We start from the raw sequence: 17,714 nt of genomic DNA, 5'->3' as shown, positions 1-17,714 counted from the left end.
TTGAGTCAATCGACGCCTAGCGCATGATCAGCAGGACGTACACCCCCAGCGCCATCAGGAACGCATAATAGGATTTGATTCGCGTCAGGCTCAGCAGCCACGCCAACGCCACCGGGAGGATCCATGGCATGGCCGCCAGGTGCTGGCTGGCCAAAGGATAGAGTGAGACCGCCAGCAGGCTGACGAGCATCGCCACCGATGTGTATTTTCCCAGACGATCGATGAAAGCGCGGGCAGTTGCCGAAAGCCGTTCGACATCGACGGCCAGCGGCAGCAAGCGGCAGACGATCGAAACCAGCGCGCAAATCAGTACGTACAGCCAGAAAGTACCAGGTTCAATCATAGACATAGCTCGTCAGAACGGTGATGGCGAGCACCAGCAGCAAGCTGACCTCGCCCAGCCACAGCAAGCTCGCGGCGGTGGCCAGGCCGGCAATCCATTGCGCATGGAAGCTGTGACGGTCGCGGGCCATCTTGCCAAGCGAAGCGCTGATGAAAATCGCGATCACCACACTGACGTGATCCATCACTGCGTTGTCGGCCACGCTGGCGAAACAGTACCCGACCACGGTGCCAAGCAGGGCGGCGGCGTACAGCAGAAAGCACACGGTGTTGGCATACGGGCGGCTGATCGGTTGCTGATCCTTGCGGATCGACATCAACGTGAAAGCCGCATTTGCCATCACCGCCAGGGCGGGGACAAACGCTTTGACCGGGCCCTGGAGGCTGGATTTCAGGCTCAGTGTGAAGACCAGAAAACGCAAGTTGATACTCAGCGCCGAGACCAGCACGCCAAAGGCGTTAAGCAGGTGCGCGGGGGTTTCCAGCAGCGTCAGTTGCAACGGCGAGGCCATTACCGTACCGCTGAAAACCACCATGGCCGGAAGATCCAGACCATGGCGGCGCCCGAGCATGCCGATCAGGATGAAGGTCAGCAGCAGCGAGAAGACGAACGGTAGCGCATCGCGGATACCGGTCGCGATCTCGCTGCGCGACGCCGGTTTTGCCAGGTTCGACTCAACCAGCATGAGTGCTGTGCCGCGAGCCGGCCAGCAATTGCTCTACGCCGTTCTTGTAGGCCAGAGCTTTTTCCAGGTAGTACTCGGTGGAGAAGCGCGGAATGAACTCTTCCACCACGGCCACCCCCCGATAGCCGTTGACCGCGAAGCGATTGAGCACATCGCTCAGGCGCAAGTTGCCTTCGCCAATCGGCAGATGTTGATGGTGGGTGTTGTTGAGGTCGGCAATGTGCAGATGCCGGGTAACCGGCGCCAGATCGGCAATGGCTTTGAACAGGCTTTCACCATACGGCAGCAGTGAGCACAGATGCGTCACGTCGATGGTCACGAAGCACCCGGTTTCCTTGTGAAAGCGCAGGTGTTCCTCGACGGTGAAGACCGGGAATTTCGGCCGCTGACCGCCCATGTTCTCCAGGCACAGGGCGATGCCATCGGTGTTGCAGCGCTTGGTCACCTGGTTGATCGCTACTATCAGGTTGTCCAGCAGTTCGCCGTTTTCCAGTTGATCTTTGTAGCCGGGATGAAAAGTGACGCTGGTGGCGCCGGCCTCGTGGGAAAACTCCACGGCGGCACTCAGGCAGTCCACCGCTTGGGCACGTTCGGTCAAATCCGGGGAGCACAGGTTGTACTGGCGACCCCACCATCCGGCGTGGACGGTCAGCGTGATGCCATTGTGTTCGGCGAAGCTGCGGATTTTCCCGGCAAGCTCAGACCGGTCTTCGGCGCTCAGCGACCAGAAGGTTTTTTCGGCGTCTTCGCCGATCTCGAACTCGACCGCTTGGAAATGTCTGGCCAGATCGGTGATCGAACCCAGGATGTCTGCAGGGTTGTCGTAGACATTGGTGGAAAAGGAGATCATCGGGAAGTGAGCGCTGATCGGGCCTTCGATGTGATATAGCGGGTCTTTACGGGTCATTGCGCTGGTCCTTGCGTAGTGAACTCTGGGTGGGTGATCGCGGCGTTGAAGTCCGCCGGGTCGTCGGCGTCGCTGCAGCCCAGCAGCGTGTAGCCGTGGCGGTCTGCGGAACGGCTGATGCTCTGGCCGAACTTGTCGGGGTTGAGGTTCACGCGTAATGCAAACGGGTGTTGCAGCAGGCGTGCCTGGAGCTGTTGCGGATCGGCGGTCGGGGCCGCCTCGATGTAGCGGATCGCCATTTTGGCGTAGGTTTTCTCGGGCGTCGGCAGTGACGTGCCGGCCATCGCGGCGATGGTGCTGGCTGCCAAATGCACCCCCGTGGTTTTCCAGACCATTTCCCAGATCTGGTCACCGCCGAAGCGGGTCTGGGTTTCGATGAATTGCAGGCGTGAACCGTCCAGCTTGATTTCCGTGTGGGCCGGGCCCCAGCGGTTGCCCATTCGCCCGAGCAGCCACAGCACCGCTTCTTCGATCTGCGCGGCGGTTTTCTCGTCGAGCCCGGCAGGAAAGTCATGCCCGGTTTCGACATAACCGGGGGCACCGCTGGTGTATTTGCGCGTGATGCCGAGAATCCGGTGCTGGCCATCCAGGCTGAGGGATTCAACGCTGTATTCGTCGCCGCTGGCGAAGGCCTCGATCAGATTGTTTCCCTCCAGCGAGAGGTGTTCGACATCCTCGGGCCTGTCTATGGCATAGACGCCCTGACTGCCCGAACCGTTGACGGGTTTGACGATGGCCGGGCCATGGCGCAGCACGAAAGCGCGAGCCTCGGCACCATGGTTGATAGCGGCAGTGGGCAACTCGTAGCGACTGCCTTTGAGCAATTGGCGAAACAGCAGCTTGTCGCGACTGACTTCCACACTGCGCAGGTTGTTGTGGACGATGCCCAGACGTTCGCCCAAGCGTGACGCGGGCAGCAGGCCCAGTTCCGAAAACGAAACCACGGCATCGAATGGCGATTGCCGGTGCAGCCGTTCTACCATCGTGCTGTAGGCCGGCAGATCGGCGATGTCAGGCGTCAGCAGTAGCGTTGCGCGCTCGCGCTGATAGTCAGACAACTCGCCGGGTTGCTGGACGAGAGTAAATCGAAACTGCCGCGCAGTATCCCAATCCAGTCCCGAATCACGCCCGCCGATGAGCAGAATGTGTTTGGTGTTCGCCGCCGTGGGCTGCTCGCCATAGACATCAATGTCGCTGACGGCGAGCAAGGATTGTCGCAGGCGGGCGGTGTCGGGTTGCCTGAACTCGATGTACAGGTAGTTCTGAAAACCGTTGCTGACCGGTCCGATGGCTTCGCCCGGAGTGACGTAGGCGTACCAACGCTGGAAACCTGGCAAGCGGCAGATCCGGTCGGCGCCGTGCAGTCCGTCATAGAGCCGGTCTGTGCGGGCGAAAGGGGTGGCGATGCCGAACGCATCCGGCGCTTCGCTGGCGCTGGGCAGAGGCTCGTCGGACAGCGCGCGGTGGTAGCAGGCATCCAGCGCCAGTCCCCAGGCTTGGCGAATCACATGAATCCGGCTGCCGCCGGGGCGTGCGCCGACTTCGAGGACTCTTGGCCCGCGGGGGGTGAGAATGAACTCGACATGGGCAAACGTGCCTTTGAGCGCTAACGCTTTCACGGCGTCATGGGCCAGGCGATGGCAACGCTCCTTCAGCGCTGCGTCGGGCTCCAGCAGCGACGGCGTGTAGCGGGCGAAATGGTGAAAGTCGCCGCGATCGATATCGACGCCGGCAATCACATCGACGATCGGAAAACTGCTGATCGTGCCATCGGCGGCAATCGTGCAGTCGATGGAATGGTTGGAGCCCTGGAGAAATTCCTCCAGCAGCAGTTGATCGGTTTCGCGGCTTTTGCCCGCCACATAGCGCTGCAGCGCCGGCCATTCATGACGGGCGTAGTCGAGCAGATCCTGCTGATCGTCGATGCAGCGTACGAACAGGCTGCTGTAAAGGTTCGCTGGCTTCAGGATGAACGGGTAGGGCAGATCGCCCGGGCGCGCCAGCAGGTCGTCGATACGAACCTGGCGAGAGAGCACGTGCAGATCCAGGTTGCGCGACTGTTGGAAGCATTGGCGTTGCAGCACCTTGTCCAGCGTGTTTTCCACGTTACGGTGCAAGTGGGCCAGCGCCGGCAGCGCCGCACACAGCCGCCCCGTGATCGCGACATAGCCTTCACGGAAATTCAGGACACTGGTGAAGCCATGCTCGTCCAGCAACTGCTGCGTCAGCTGGATCAGATCCGCGGTCAGCCCTCTGGAAAAGTCGTACAGCGCCACCGGCGAGATCTGTTTCGCATCGGCGATCTTGCTGGTTTTGCGACTATCGGCAATCAGCAAAGGGGTGATGCCCTCGGCAATCAGGCCCTCGTATTCTCCGTCACGAATATTGCCGATGATCAGGCAGGCCGCTGCACTCATTAGTCAACCTCCTGATCGAAGCTGTAGTGGACCCGGTTCAGGCGCTGGCAAATGTGAGCCAGACGAATCCGGTCCACGCCGTTGGCGCCACCGCTCAAGACATTGCGAATGATGTGCGCCAAGGCATCCAGGTCTTCGCTGCTGATGCCCAGACGAGTGATTTCCTGAAGGCCGAAGCGCAGGCAGTCGCGGCCATTGATCTGTTTATTGTTGATCCGGATCCCCAGTTCATTGAGCTGCTGCGCCGCTTGCCGGGCCCGTTCGCCTTCGAGCAACAGCAGGTGCGTGTCGGAGGGGTGCAGCGTCCAGCCCGGCAGGTCGGCGAGTGCGTCGTGCAACTGGCGAGTATTGGCGCACATGCGTTGGGCGTAGGCCTGGCCGTAGCGCTGGGTTTCCAGCAGGCTGACGAACAGTTGCAGCAGACCGGGCAGATTGGGCGAGGACACCAGCGCACCACTGAGCGTTTGCTCGATCCGCTGGGCCAGATCGGCACGCCGGCAGACGATCAGTGCCCGGTGCGGACCTGCCAGGGATTTGTGGGTGTTGCCTTGAAGAATATCCGCCCCCTCGTCAAGCGGGTTGGGAAAGACCTTCCCGGCGATGAGGCCCAGAGTGTGCGACGCATCGTAGATGATCAGTGTCCGCTCAAAGCCCCGGCGGTTCAGCAGCGCGCGCAGTGGTTTAAGGGCGATTGCCCGTGTGGTCAGACCATGGTCGAGCAGTACGGCTGCCGGTTGTACACCGCACGCCTGGAGTTGCCGATCAACGTCCCCGAGATCAATTTGTCCGTCAGCCGTCAGTTTCAAAAAGACGCTGTGCCGGCCCATCTTCTGCACCAGAGGCCCGGTAGCGAAATGCCCGCCACTTTCGGGCGCCAGTGATAATACGCAGTCGCCCGGCTCGGTCAGGGCGGCCAGCACGCTCAGCGTGCAGTGCACGCCGGAGAGCACACGGTATTCGACGAACGGCGCGTTGAACATTGCCTGCACGGCTTGGGTCGCCAAAGCCTTTAATGTTTCGACTTCGGGGAAGTGTTCGACCTGCATGCCATTGAATTCGGCGGCATAGCATTGACCGTCAATGGCCTGTGCATTGAACAAGTAACGCTCGTAATGGCGATTCTGTCCTAGCGTGCGTGCAGTCTCGGACAATATGTTTTCATTGGCGGTCAGCGATAGTGTGGAAGTTCTTCGTGCGCACGCCTGTTGAAACTGTTCAATGATGAAGCTATGCGCGAGTGGGGTACTGACTGAAAGTGCATGAGTCGAATGATTCATTAGTAGTCCGCCAGGTCGAAGTCGATAATCAACATATCGCGACTGCCGCGATCCGAATTAATGCTCGATGTTTGCAGTGGGGAAACTTCATGCAGAAGTATTCGGTCATTCAAGACGACGGTTTCCAGATAGTCAGTCAAAGTTGCACTGAATACTTGGCCACCTTCTTCATCAAATATCCGGCTTTCGCCACCGATGACATGCTGACGTTGAATCAGGTGTTGAAAGACAAAATCGTGCCCGTCGCGATGTCTGCCCTCAGGGGTGGCCTGGCCAGCATTGCCTTGATCGCAGAGGATACGGAACTGATGGCAGGTCACGAGCCAGTCGCGCGGCCCCAGCGCCATGTCCAGCAGTGCCAGGTCGGCGGCCAGCAGTGTCTGCAGAATCGGGGAGTCAATGAACGTCGCCTCGCAGCGGGTGTAGGTGCGCTGCACCCCGCCCAACAGCGGGTTGTCGGTCTCGGCTTGAAAAAAGTGGCAGTCTTGCAGCGCCGTCCACTGGCGTTCCCGTTGGCGATACTGGAACTTGCAGATGCGTCGTTCGCGAAGACCGTTCTCTGCGCTGAGATACGCATCGGTATGCAAATGCTCCCAGGTCGCATTGAATGCCCGGCATGCTTCGCGTCCCAGCAGCGCAACATCCAATGCTGGATAGTGGGCACTGTGCGCATAGTGGCAATTGCGCAGTAGTTCGGAAAGTTCCTTTAGTCCGGCATCACTTGAAAGCCGTAACGCGTTACCGGCACTCATGTTGTGGATACCCATGGGTGCAGGAAAGAAACAGGCAGGATCAAATACTGATAATAATCAGCCATGCAAGAAATCCTTTCTTGAGAGACTCATAGTCCTTGTGCGAACTCATCGTTCATATCTTGTATTGATTTATCAATTTGGTTTTTGTAAAGATATGTAATCAAATACGCGCAGCCGCTCTATTTCAGGGTTTAACCCGGTGGTGGTTTTTTAATTTAACGGAGAGGGCATGTAAGACATAACTTACAACTACTTCTTAAGTGAGAAGTGTTCGCGATCATTAGATGAAAAAGTTGCTGTCCTTATAACCACAATGATCCAGGCGTTGACCCGCCTGCCGTGCATGCGTAGCCTTGCGCAATCGAGGTTCTCCGGCGTGTGCCGGAGCTAAGAAGGGAACGCGGTCAATGCCGCGGCTGCCCCCGCAACTGTGAACGGTGATGTTCGCTGCCACGCCACTGCCAGCTCAACTTATGAGCCCGCGGGAAGGCGCAGCCAACGCCAGGCCCAGCGCCTGAACGCCGTCAGCCAGGAGACCTGCCTCGTCACAGATTCTCACTACAACCGGGCGGGGTGATCCGGTGGCGAACTCTCCAGGCACGCGCGCGCGTTGCCGGTTCTCGTCCCGTATGCCCGCCGCTTGCCAAAGGGCATACCGATGAAAACACTGGCCAAACTCCCCGTCACCATCGTCACCGGCTTCCTCGGCTCGGGCAAGACCACGCTGCTGCGGCACATGCTCGACAACGCTCAGGGCCGTCGTATCGCGGTGATCGTCAACGAGTTTGGCGAGTTGGGCATTGACGGTGAAATCCTCAAGCAATGCACCATCGGTTGCACCGAAGAGGAAGCCACCGGCCGCGTTTACGAGCTGGCCAACGGCTGCCTGTGCTGCACCGTTCAGGAAGAGTTCTTCCCGGTGATGCGCGAACTGGTTGCCCGTCGCGGCGATCTCGACCATATCCTTATCGAAACTTCGGGCCTGGCCCTGCCAAAACCGCTGGTACAAGCCTTCCAGTGGCCGGAAATCCGCAGCGCCTGCACCGTTGATGCGGTGATCACCGTGGTCGACAGCCCGGCCGTCGCCGCTGGCACTTTCGCCGCGTTCCCGGATCAGGTTGATGCCCAGCGCAAACTCGACCCGAACCTCGACCACGAATCGCCACTGCACGAACTGTTCGCCGATCAACTGGCCAGCGCCGACCTGGTGATCCTCAACAAGGCCGACCAGACCAGCGCTGAAGATCTCGCTCGTGTCCGCGCTGAAGTCGCCGAAGAACTGCCGCCAGCGGTGAAAATCATCGAAGCCAGCAACGGCCGTCTGCCGCTGGACGTGCTGATCGGCCTCGGCGCCGGTTCCGAGGAGCACATCGACAGCCGCCACAGCCATCATGATCACCACCACGGTGAAGGCGATGACGACCACGATGACCACGATCACGACGCCTTCGATTCGATCTCCATCGAACTGCCACAAGCCGACGAAACCCTGCTGCTCGACGCCCTGGCGCAACTGGTGGTCAAGCACGGCATCCTGCGCGTCAAAGGTTTCGCCGCCATCCCGAACAAGCCAATGCGTCTGCTGATCCAGGGTGTGGGTACGCGTTTTGACAAGCATTTCGACCGTCAGTGGGGCGCTGATGAAGCGCGCGTCACGCGTCTGGTGTTGATCGGTCAGGAACTCGACGCCGCGCAACTCGAAGCGCAACTGCGCGCTGCGCTCAGCGTTTAAGCCATGCACCTGCTCAGGACTCAGCCCGGCGGTTTCGTCTCGGATGACAACATTGCCGACCTTGGCCAAACCCCCGCCGAGCTGGTGATCCTGTGCAGCGGCGACTCCAGTCTGGCGCTGCTCGCCGAAGCCGCGCAGCAGTTGCCGGAAGATTACCCGAGCCTGCGTCTGGCCAACCCGATGCAGGTGCAGAATCACGCTTCGGTCGATTTGTACGTCGATGAAGTGCTGCGCCACGCCAAGGTGATTCTGATTTCGCTGCACGGCGGCATCGCCTATTGGCGCTACGGCGTCGAGCGTCTGATCGAACTGTCCGAGCGCGGTGTGCAGGTGATTCTGGTGCCGGGCGATGACCGTCCTGATCCGGAACTCAGCGACCTGAGCACCGTCAACGCTGTGGATCGTGATCGCCTCTGGCAATTCCTGCGTCAGGGCGGCCTGGGCAATGCGCTGGACTTTTTCCGCTGCCTCGCCAACCGTTGGCTGGCTCGCGATTACGCCTGGGAAGAACCGCAGGCGCTGCCGCGCACGGCGATTTACCATCCGGATAAAACCAGCGCCGCACTGAGTGACTGGCAAGCCGATTGGCTGCCTGCGCACCCGGTCGCGGCGGTGTTGTTTTACCGCTCGCATTTACAAGCGGCGAACACCGCGTTCATCGATGTGTTCTGCCAGCGCTTGCAAGCGGCGGGGCTGAATCCGCTGCCGATCGCGGTGGCCAGTCTGAAAGAACCCGGCTGCCTGACGGTGGTCGAGGACTGGCTGGACGAGGTTGAGGCCGGGGTGATTCTCAACACCACCGGGTTCGCTCAATCCAGCCCGGAAGCGCCGCATCTGCGACCGTTTCGCCGAAATATCCCGGTGATCCAGGCAATCTGCGCGCAGGACAACGAGCCCGGCTGGCGCGACAGCGAGCAAGGCCTGGGGCCACGGGATCTGGCCATGCACATTGCCTTGCCGGAACTCGACGGGCGCATCATCAGCCGGCCGATCAGTTTCAAGGATCTGGCCTGGCGCAGTGAGCGCAGTCAGTCCGATGTCGTCTGCTATCGCGCGCAGCCCGAGCGCATGGATTTTGTCGCTGAACTGGCGCGGCGCTGGATTGATCTGGCGCAAGTACCAAATGGCGAAAAACGCATCGCATTGATCCTCGCCAACTATCCGACCCGTGATGGGCGCATCGGCAACGGTGTCGGTCTCGACACGCCGGCGGCGGCGCTGAACATCCTGCGTGCATTGCAGGCTGAGGGATATCCGCTCACCGCTGAACTGCCGAATAGCGGCACCGAGTTGATCGAGCAATTGCTCGGTGGCGTCAGCAACGATCTCGACACCATTGATCTGCGTCCGTGCCAGCAAAGCCTGGCGATGGACGCTTATCTGACGATGTTCAACGCGCTGCCCGAGGCCAATCGCAGCGCTGTGATCGAACGCTGGGGCACGCCGCAAAACGACCCGATGTGCCGCGACGGGAGGATGATGATCGCCGGTCTGCGCTTCGGCCTGACCTTCGTCGGTATTCAGCCGGCGCGCGGTTATCAGGTCGACCCGAGCGCGGTCTATCACGACCCCGATCTGGTGCCGCCGCACGCTTATCTGGCGTTCTATTTCTGGTTGCGCAACACCTACGGCGCCCACGGCGTGATTCACGTTGGCAAACACGGCAACCTCGAATGGCTGCCGGGCAAAGGCGTCGGTCTTTCGGAGAACTGCTGGCCGGATGCGTTGCTCGGTCCGCTGCCAAATATCTATCCGTTTATCGTTAACGATCCGGGAGAGGGCGCGCAGGCCAAACGGCGCACGCAAGCGGTGATTATCGATCACCTGATGCCGCCGCTGACCCGTGCCGAAACCTACGGGCCGTTGCGCAATCTGGAGCTGCTGGCCGACGAGTATTACGAAGCGCAGCTGCTTGATCCGCGCCGCGCCCGTGAACTGCAGCGCGACATTCTGCTATTGGTCCGCGAGACGCAGATCGACCGCGAACTGCAACTCGATGCCGCGCTGGACAGTGATGCCGACGCGGCGATCTGGTTGCCGCGCCTGGATACGTATTTGTGTGATTTGAAGGAATCGCAGATTCGCGATGGTTTGCACATTTTTGGTGAATCGCCGAGCGGGCGTTTGCGCATTGATACGTTGTTGGCTTTGCTGCGTATACCGCGTGGCGATGGCAAAGGCGCGCAGTCGAGTTTATTGCGGGCATTGGCCAAAGCGTTCGAACTGGGTTTCGACCCGCTCGATTGCGCGCTGGCCGACCCTTGGTCTGGTCCGCGCCCCGATCAATTGCGATCAATCGGCGACGAAGTCTGGCGCACCGCCGGCGATACCCGCGAACGCCTCGAACTGTTTGCCACACAGCTGATTTCCCAAGCCCTGCACGATCCATGTGGGAGCGAGCTTGCTCGCGAAGGCGTCGTGTCAGCCAACACTTCATTCACTGACACACCGCTTTCGCGAGCAAGCTCGCTCCCACAAGGTCCGGGGTGGTCTGATGTGAATGCGATTATCCAGTCGCTGCGCGAAGTCGTCGCCCCACGCCTCGATGCCTGCGGCCCCGCCGAAATGCGCGGCCTGCTCGACGCCCTCAGCGGTCGCTTCGTCCCCGCGGGCCCCAGCGGTGCACCCAGCCGTGGTCGCCTTGACGTGCTGCCCACCGGCCGCAACTTCTACTCGGTCGACGTGCGCAACCTGCCGACCACCACCGCGTGGCGCATCGGTTTCCAGTCGGCGACGTTGATTCTGGAACGGCACCTGCAAGACCACGGCGATCACCTGCGCCAGCTCGGATTGTCCGTGTGGGGCACCGCGACCATGCGCACTGGTGGCGACGACATCGCCCAGGCCATGGCACTGATGGGCGTGCGTCCGGTGTGGGCCACTGGCAGTCAGCGCGTTGATGATTTCGAGATTCTGCCGCTGAGCCTGCTTGATCGTCCGCGCGTCGATGTCACGCTGCGAGTTTCCGGGTTTTTTCGGGATGCCTTCGCCAACCTGATTCGCCTGTTCGACGCCGCCGTGCAAGCAGTGGCAGCGCTGGACGAGCCGGACGACCTCAATCCGCTGGCCGCGAAAGTGCGTGCCGAGCGCGAGGCGCTGCGGCAATCGGGCCTCGATGAGGACACCGCGCGGCGTCAGGCCGGATGGCGGATCTTCGGCGCCAAACCCGGCGCGTACGGCGCAGGCGTGCAGGGCGCCATCGACGGTCGCTTGTGGCAGAGCCGTGAAGATCTCGCTGAGGTTTATCTGAACTGGGGCGCTTATGCTTACGGCGGTGCCGACGAAGGCACCGCTGCACGCGAGCAATTCGTTCAGCGCCTGAGTCAGGTACAAGCGGTGCTGCAGAATCAGGACAACCGCGAGCACGACCTGCTCGATTCCAATGATTACTACCAGTTCCAGGGCGGCATGCTCGCTGCCGTGGAAAGCTTGCGCGGTGAAGCGGCGGCGAGTTATCACGGCGATCACAGTCAACCGGATCTGCCAAAGATTCGCACCTTGAAAGAAGAGCTGAACCGGGTGATTCGCTCACGAGCGGTCAATCCGAAATGGATCGACGGGGTCAAGCGCCACGGCTATAAAGGCGCGTTCGAAATGGCTGCGACGGTTGATAACCTGTTCGCGTTCGATGCGACGACGCAGTTGATTGATGACCACCAGTACGCTTTGCTGGCCGATGCTTATCTGCTGGATCCGGCAACGCGGGAATTTGTTCGTGAGCATAATCCGCACGCGCTGCGGGATATGACCGAGCGGATGCTTGAGGCACAGCAGCGGGGGATGTGGCAGGAGCCTGGGGCTTATAAGGAAGCGCTGGAGAATCTGCTGCTGGATATTGAGGAAGATATGTAACCGGCCAAAAGCTACCCTCACCCCAGCCCTCTCCCGGAGAGAGAGGGAGCCGATTTGCGTTGCTGTCGAAGTCTGAGTTCGGCCCGACATATCAGGTCGACGGAATTCGAAAGAACACCTAGGTCAGTTCCCTCTCCCCAGGGGAGTAAGGGGGTAAGGGAGCCGATTTGTGTTGGCTTTGGAGCCTGAGTTCAACTCGATAATTCGGGTCGGCGCAACTTGCAAGAACACCGCAATCAGTTCCCTCTCCCCCTGGGAGAGGGCTAGGGTGAGGGCCACCCCGACTGACACACCACAACACTCAAGCACACCAAAGACCACGACAGAGAAAACCCAAATGACCGACACCCCGCATTTCCCGCTCTCCGCCGTGGTCGGCGCCGATGACCTCAAGCTCGCCCTGTGCCTCACCGCCATCGACCCGAAAATCGGCGGCGTGCTGATCGAAGGCCCGCGCGGCATGGCCAAATCCACCCTGGCCCGGGGCCTGGCCGATCTGCTCGCCAGCGGTCAATTTGTCACCTTGCCGTTGGGCGCCACCGAAGAACGCCTGGTCGGCACCCTCGACCTTGACGCTGCCCTCAGCGAGGGCCGCGCGCAATTCTCACCAGGTGTGCTGGCCAAGGCTGACGGCGGCGTACTCTACGTCGATGAAGTCAATCTGCTGCCCGATCACCTCGTCGATCTGCTGCTCGACGTTGCCGCCAGCGGCACCAATCTGATCGAGCGCGACGGCATTTCCCATCGGCATTCGGCGAAGTTCGTGCTGATCGGCACGATGAACCCGGAAGAGGGCGAGTTGCGTCCGCAACTGCTTGACCGCTTTGGCCTGAACGTCGCCCTCAGTGGCCACACGGCACCGACCGAACGCGGACAGATCATCCGTCGGCGACTGGATTTCGACAGCGACCCGCAAGCGTTCTGCGCACAGTGGCAAGGCGAGCAGCAAGCCTTGCGTGCACGTTGCGAAAACGCTCGTCGTGCCCTGGCCGATATTCCGCTGGATGATGCCGCACTGGCGCAGATCACCGAGCGTTGTTTCGCCGCCGGGGTTGATGGTCTGCGTGCCGACCTGGTCTGGTTGCGCGCCGCACGTGCCCACGCAGCGTGGCGCGGAGCTGAGGTGATTGGCGCAGAGGATATCGACGCTGTCGCCGAGTTTGCCCTGCGCCATCGGCGCCGTGAGCAAGCGCCATCGAATCCGCCGCAACCGGCCCAGTCGCCGGCCGCGACTCAGGCATCACCGAGTGAAGGGCAGGGCCAGTGGGGCGACATGCCGGCGCCTGCGCTCGCCACCGGCGCCCGCCGCGAAGTGCCGAGCTGGCCAAAAAAGCCTTAGGCATTCGCCCCCGATCCGACGCGGGGGCGAATGCCAGACCCCGCGCCGGTCGGCTGGACAACGGACGCCAAGGCAAGCGCCATAAGGCGCGCAGCGGTACGGTAAATTGGCCGGGCACGTTGCTCAACGGGCGTCCCCGGACGCGTGAAGATTTGCTGTTTCAACTGCGCACGCGTACGCCGCATGAGTTATGGCTGGTCATCGTCGATGCCTCCGCCTCGACCCGCCGCCATCAGGCCTTGAGCGATGCCAAAGGTTTGCTCGCGCAATTGTTCGATGATGCTTACCGGCAACGGGCGCGACTCGCATTGTTGACGGCCAGTGGCTCGGTGCCGAAATGGCAGGTGCAGGGATTGAAGGCCTCGAGTGGCTTGCGTGTCTGGCTGGACGCTTTGGGTGCAGGCGGTGGCACGCCGTTGCTGGCGGCGCTGGAGCAGGCCGGGCAGTGGCTGACGGTGCGGCGCAAGCGCTTTCCTGCCGAGCAGCAACGCTTGCTGGTGGTGACCGATGGGCGTCTGAAACAGTGGTCGGGATTACCCGCGCTGGGGTGTCCGGGGTTGCTGATTGACATCGAGCGTGGGCCGATCCGGTTGGGCCGGGCCAAGGATCTGGCGACGGAGCTGGATGCGCAGTATCAACATATCGATGAATTGATTTCCCTCTGATACTTTCTGTGTCTGGTCGGGCCTCATCGCGAGCAGGCTCACTCCTACAGGGGAACGCATTCCAAATGTAGGAGTGAGCCTGCTCGCGATTGCATCGACCCGGTCTAGAGCCGAACACTCAAAACCCGAATCACTGCTCTATGCTGCACCCAGCCCCAATCACAAGGAGTGAGCGATGCGCGTTCTGGTCAAAAACCCTCAAGACGACTTCCGCGTCAAAGCCTACGCCGGCACCAACGGCGTGCTGCTGGCCATGGACCTCGCCGAGTCCCGGCGCCAAGGCCTGCTCGGGTTTGCCATCGAAAAGCAGCAGGGCGCCAAACCCTGGTTGTTCCTGTTCAACAGCCTGACCTTCCCGAATAAGGCTCACACCTTTCCCCAGTTCCACGCCACCCCAAGCGATAAAGCCCCGCTGCAGAAATTTCGCTGGGCCGATTACGCGGTCAATCCGGGCATGACCCTTCACTATCGCGTGCATCTGGCCTACGGCACTGCGGATGCCGTGCAGTTGGGTGAGTCGCTGGAACTGACGATCACCTCCGATGACGGTCACCCGAGCAATCAAAGCGTGATATTCAACCGTGCGGTCGCCGCCAGTCAGGCATTCCAGCGCAAGTTTCCCGATCTGGACGCGCAGATCAGCGCCAACAAAAACATGCCCATCGAAGCCTGGCCCGATGCCGCGCGACAGTGGCTGGAAAACGGTTTGCTCGGGCGCTTGCTGGGGTTTATCGAGCGTGCGGTCGATGGTCAGTGGGCGCTGGACATCGCGATTTACGAGTATCAGTTGCAGGCAATCGTCGATGCGGTCAACGCGGCGTTCACGCGAGGCGTACAGGTGCGGGTGCTGTATCACGCCCGGCCCGATGATGAAGACACCACGCTCAACGAAGCGAGCCTGGCGGCACTGCCTCCCGCGAGCAAACGCGGGCGAGTGACCCACAACATCTTTCACAACAAATTCATGGTCCTGCGCCGCGTCGATGCCAGCGGCACTCATCAGCCTGAAGCGGTTTTGTGTGGCAGCACCAATTTCACCGCCAACGGGGTTTATCGTCAGGCCAACGTGGTGCATGTGCTGGACGATACATCGATTGCCGCCAGTTATCTGCAGACGTTCGAGCAGATCTGGGCGCAGCCGGATGATATCGGCGTTACCCGTGACTGGATTACTGAACACAACCCGATGAATCCGCAGCAACCTGTGTTCGCCGGGTTCTCGCCGCGCACCGGCGGGGCCGATCTGCAGGCGTTCGTGCAGATCATCAGCGCGGCGAAAAAGGACGTGCTGTTCGTCACCGCGTTCTCGCTGCCGGACGCGATTCTTAACGCGTTACTCGGCCAGCCCCACGACGATGTTTTGCGTTATGGCCTGCAGAACACTGCCAGCCGAATCACCGGTTTTCACGCCGACCGCAGCGCCGAATTCGCCGCCACCGCATTGCTCAACACCGGGCTGGAAGGCTGGCTGCGCGAGAACATGAAAGGCCAGAAAGGCAATCTGCTGGTGCACACCAAAGCCGTGGTCACCGACTTCACCACGGACACACCAACGATCATCAGCGGCAGCCACAACCTCAGCGTTTCGGCGAGTAATGGCAACGATGAAAACTACCTGATCATTCGCGGCGACACCGATCTGGCAGATCGTTACGGGCTGGAGCTGCTGCGGTTTTATGAGCATTACCGCTTTCGTTATTTCGCCAAGAAGCTGGCGTTGAAGCAGGTGAGTCCGTTGGCGGTGGATGACCATTGGACGAATGACTATTACATCGAAGGGGATTTGCGGCAGTTGTCCCGCCTACGCTTCGCTGGCCGCTGACATTGCCCCTGCGGCAGCTCCTACGGGGGAATCTGGAGCGCTGTTACAAATTTAGAAATGATTTGCCGCTATAGGAAATGTTCCCAAAGCCTGTACGCTCCAAGGCCATTTTTCATTCAGGATTTGCATGAACACCCTCTCGGAGCCTCCCAGTCGCACCTTCCCCTCGCGCCATGGCGCGGTCTTGACGCACTCGCAGCATCCGGTTTTCCGACATCCGACTATCGTTGCTAACGCGGCCCCAGAGCCTTCGCGTTGCGCTTTGCCGTGTCCGGCAGCCTGAATTCATCGAGAGAGATAGAGACGTTTTATGGAATGGTTAGCGGATCCCACGGCCTGGTTAGGCTTGTTGACTTTGATCGTGCTGGAACTGGTGCTGGGTATCGACAACCTGGTGTTCATCGCAATTCTGGCAGACAAGCTGCCACCGCATCAGCGTGACCGCGCGCGGATTATTGGCCTGTCGCTGGCGCTGATCATGCGCCTTGGCCTGTTGGCGAGTATTTCCTGGCTGGTCACCCTCACGCAGCCATTGTTCGAGGTGTTCGACAAGAGTTTCTCTGGTCGCGACCTGATCATGTTGTTCGGTGGTGTGTTCCTGCTGTTCAAAGCGACGATGGAGTTGCATGAGCGATTGGAAGGCCACGTTGGCGAACGCTCGAGCAACACCGCCTATGCGCTGTTCTGGCCGATCGTTGCGCAAATTGTGGTGCTCGACGCGGTGTTCTCGCTGGATGCGGTGATCACGGCCGTCGGCATGGTCGATGAACTGGCGGTGATGATGATCGCGGTGATCATCTCGATTGGCTTGATGATTGTCGCCAGCAAACCGCTGACGCGCTTCGTCAACGCGCACCCGACGGTGATCATGCTGTGTCTGGGCTTCCTGATGATGATTGGTTTTGCCCTGACGGCCGAAGGTCTGGGCTTCCACATTCCGAAAGGTTATCTGTACGCCGCCATCGGTTTCTCGATTCTGATCGAGGTGTTCAACCAGATCGCCCGGGCTCGGCGCAAGCGTTCGATGCAGGGTTTGCGGCCGATCCGCGAGCGCACGGCTCACGCGGTCATGCGCTTGCTGGGTGGGCGTAAACTGGCGGCGGAAGAGGTCGGCGAGGAAATTGCCGACCTGCTCGACGACGGTGACGCGCCAAGCGCGGAACTGTTCGACCGTCGCGAACGGGTGATGATCAGCGGCGTGCTGCAACTCGCCGAACGCCCGATTCGCGGGCTGATGACCGTGCGCGCCGATGTCGACACGCTTGATCTGGCCGATGATCGTGAAGCGATTCGGGCTCGCTTGATGCACTCGTCCTACTCGCGTCTGCCGTTGATTCGTAACGGTGCGGTGGATGAGCCGTTGGGCTTCGTGCACAAGAAAGAATTGCTCAAGGAGTACCTGGCCGGCGCCGAGCCGAACCTGGAACACCTGGCGCGCAAGACCATCAATTTGCTCGACAGCTATTCGATCCTCAACGCGCTGGAGCAAATGCGCGCCGCCTCGACGCACATTGCTTTTGTGGTCAACGAGTTCGGTGATTTCGTTGGTGTATTGACCATGACCGACATCCTCGAATCGATTGCCGGTGAGTTGCCCGATGCCAGCGAAATCGAAGGCCCGGATGTGGTCGAGGAGCAGGGCGGGTTTATCGTCAGTGGTGCGTTGAACCTGTCGCGAGTGCGCCAGCGCACCGGGTTTGGTGCGCAGCCGACCGAGGACTATCAGACGATGGCCGGGCTGGTCATGAGCCTTCTTGATCGTCTCCCGGTCATTGGTGATCGTCTGGAACTTGAAGGCTGGCAGATGACGGTCAAAGCGGTGGAAGAGCGGCGGGTGACGCGAGTGCTTTTGGAGCGCGCGCCAGCGTAATCCTTGAGTTCTCTACTAACTGTGCCGGCCTCTTCGCGAGCAAGCTCGCT

The 17,714-nt window shown here is 60.6% G+C and carries 12 protein-coding genes and 1 riboswitch; of the genes, 6 read left to right on the top strand and 6 right to left on the bottom strand.

Translation table 11 applies throughout. The features are described 5' to 3' along the window. Positions 1–16 precede the first annotated feature (16 nt). From AB4N74_RS11445 to AB4N74_RS11420, 6 genes are read right to left on the bottom strand one after another with little or no spacing between them, the layout of a single operon-like run. Positions 17–343: a hypothetical protein gene (locus AB4N74_RS11445; protein WP_093430893.1), complete on the bottom strand. Its 327-nt coding sequence runs from the start codon at positions 341–343 to the stop codon at positions 17–19. After that, positions 336–1,028, bottom strand: coding sequence for an AzlC family ABC transporter permease (locus tag AB4N74_RS11440; protein WP_460100229.1), 693 nt, complete (start codon positions 1,026–1,028; stop codon positions 336–338). The genes AB4N74_RS11445 and AB4N74_RS11440 overlap by 8 nt, the downstream gene beginning before the upstream one ends. Further along, positions 1,018–1,935, bottom strand: coding sequence for a sugar phosphate isomerase/epimerase family protein (locus AB4N74_RS11435; RefSeq protein WP_099756449.1), 918 nt, complete (start codon positions 1,933–1,935; stop codon positions 1,018–1,020). Before AB4N74_RS11435 ends, AB4N74_RS11440 begins: the two co-directional genes overlap by 11 nt. After that, positions 1,932–4,352 carry an ATP-grasp domain-containing protein gene (locus tag AB4N74_RS11430; protein WP_460100226.1) on the bottom strand — a complete coding sequence of 807 codons (2,421 nt, stop codon included), beginning with the start codon at positions 4,350–4,352 and terminating at the stop codon, positions 1,932–1,934. Before AB4N74_RS11430 ends, AB4N74_RS11435 begins: the two co-directional genes overlap by 4 nt. Beyond that, positions 4,352–5,629, bottom strand: a complete 1,278-nt coding sequence (locus AB4N74_RS11425) for a hypothetical protein (protein ID WP_257355320.1) — start codon at positions 5,627–5,629, stop codon at positions 4,352–4,354. Before AB4N74_RS11425 ends, AB4N74_RS11430 begins: the two co-directional genes overlap by 1 nt. After that, on the bottom strand, positions 5,629–6,381 hold the full coding sequence (locus AB4N74_RS11420; RefSeq protein WP_186624549.1) for a 2OG-Fe dioxygenase family protein: 753 nt from the start codon (positions 6,379–6,381) through the stop codon (positions 5,629–5,631). The genes AB4N74_RS11425 and AB4N74_RS11420 overlap by 1 nt, the downstream gene beginning before the upstream one ends. Before the next feature lie 350 nt (positions 6,382–6,731). Next, positions 6,732–6,943: riboswitch (cobalamin riboswitch) on the top strand. Positions 6,944–7,042: 99 nt separating this feature from the next. On the opposite strand from AB4N74_RS11420, the gene cobW reads away from it, so the two are divergent. The 6 genes from cobW to AB4N74_RS11390 all read left to right on the top strand — a co-directional run bounded on the left by cobW (position 7,043) and on the right by AB4N74_RS11390 (position 17,664). Next, a complete protein-coding gene (cobW, locus tag AB4N74_RS11415) occupies positions 7,043–8,116 on the top strand; it encodes a cobalamin biosynthesis protein CobW (RefSeq protein WP_460100223.1) in 1,074 nt (357 codons plus the stop codon). Between the two features lie 3 nt (positions 8,117–8,119). After that, positions 8,120–11,968, top strand: a complete 3,849-nt coding sequence (gene cobN / locus AB4N74_RS11410; RefSeq protein ID WP_093430914.1) for a cobaltochelatase subunit CobN — start codon at positions 8,120–8,122, stop codon at positions 11,966–11,968. A gap of 337 nt (positions 11,969–12,305) precedes the next feature. Beyond that, complete coding sequence (locus tag AB4N74_RS11405) at positions 12,306–13,307, top strand: ATP-binding protein (protein ID WP_093430917.1); 1,002 nt, start codon at positions 12,306–12,308, stop codon at positions 13,305–13,307. After that, positions 13,289–13,972, top strand: a complete 684-nt coding sequence (locus AB4N74_RS11400) for a vWA domain-containing protein (RefSeq protein WP_257358562.1) — start codon at positions 13,289–13,291, stop codon at positions 13,970–13,972. The genes AB4N74_RS11405 and AB4N74_RS11400 overlap by 19 nt, the downstream gene beginning before the upstream one ends. 175 nt (positions 13,973–14,147) lie before the next feature. Continuing rightward, positions 14,148–15,794 carry a phospholipase D-like domain-containing protein gene (locus AB4N74_RS11395; protein WP_460100219.1) on the top strand — a complete coding sequence of 549 codons (1,647 nt, stop codon included), beginning with the start codon at positions 14,148–14,150 and terminating at the stop codon, positions 15,792–15,794. Positions 15,795–16,104: 310 nt separating this feature from the next. Next, on the top strand, positions 16,105–17,664 hold the full coding sequence (locus AB4N74_RS11390) for a TerC family protein (protein ID WP_093430921.1): 1,560 nt from the start codon (positions 16,105–16,107) through the stop codon (positions 17,662–17,664). Positions 17,665–17,714: the final 50 nt, after the last annotated feature.

It is taken from the genome of Pseudomonas sp. H3_C08 (assembly GCF_054669455.1).
This window is presented reverse-complemented; position numbering and strand designations above follow the sequence as displayed.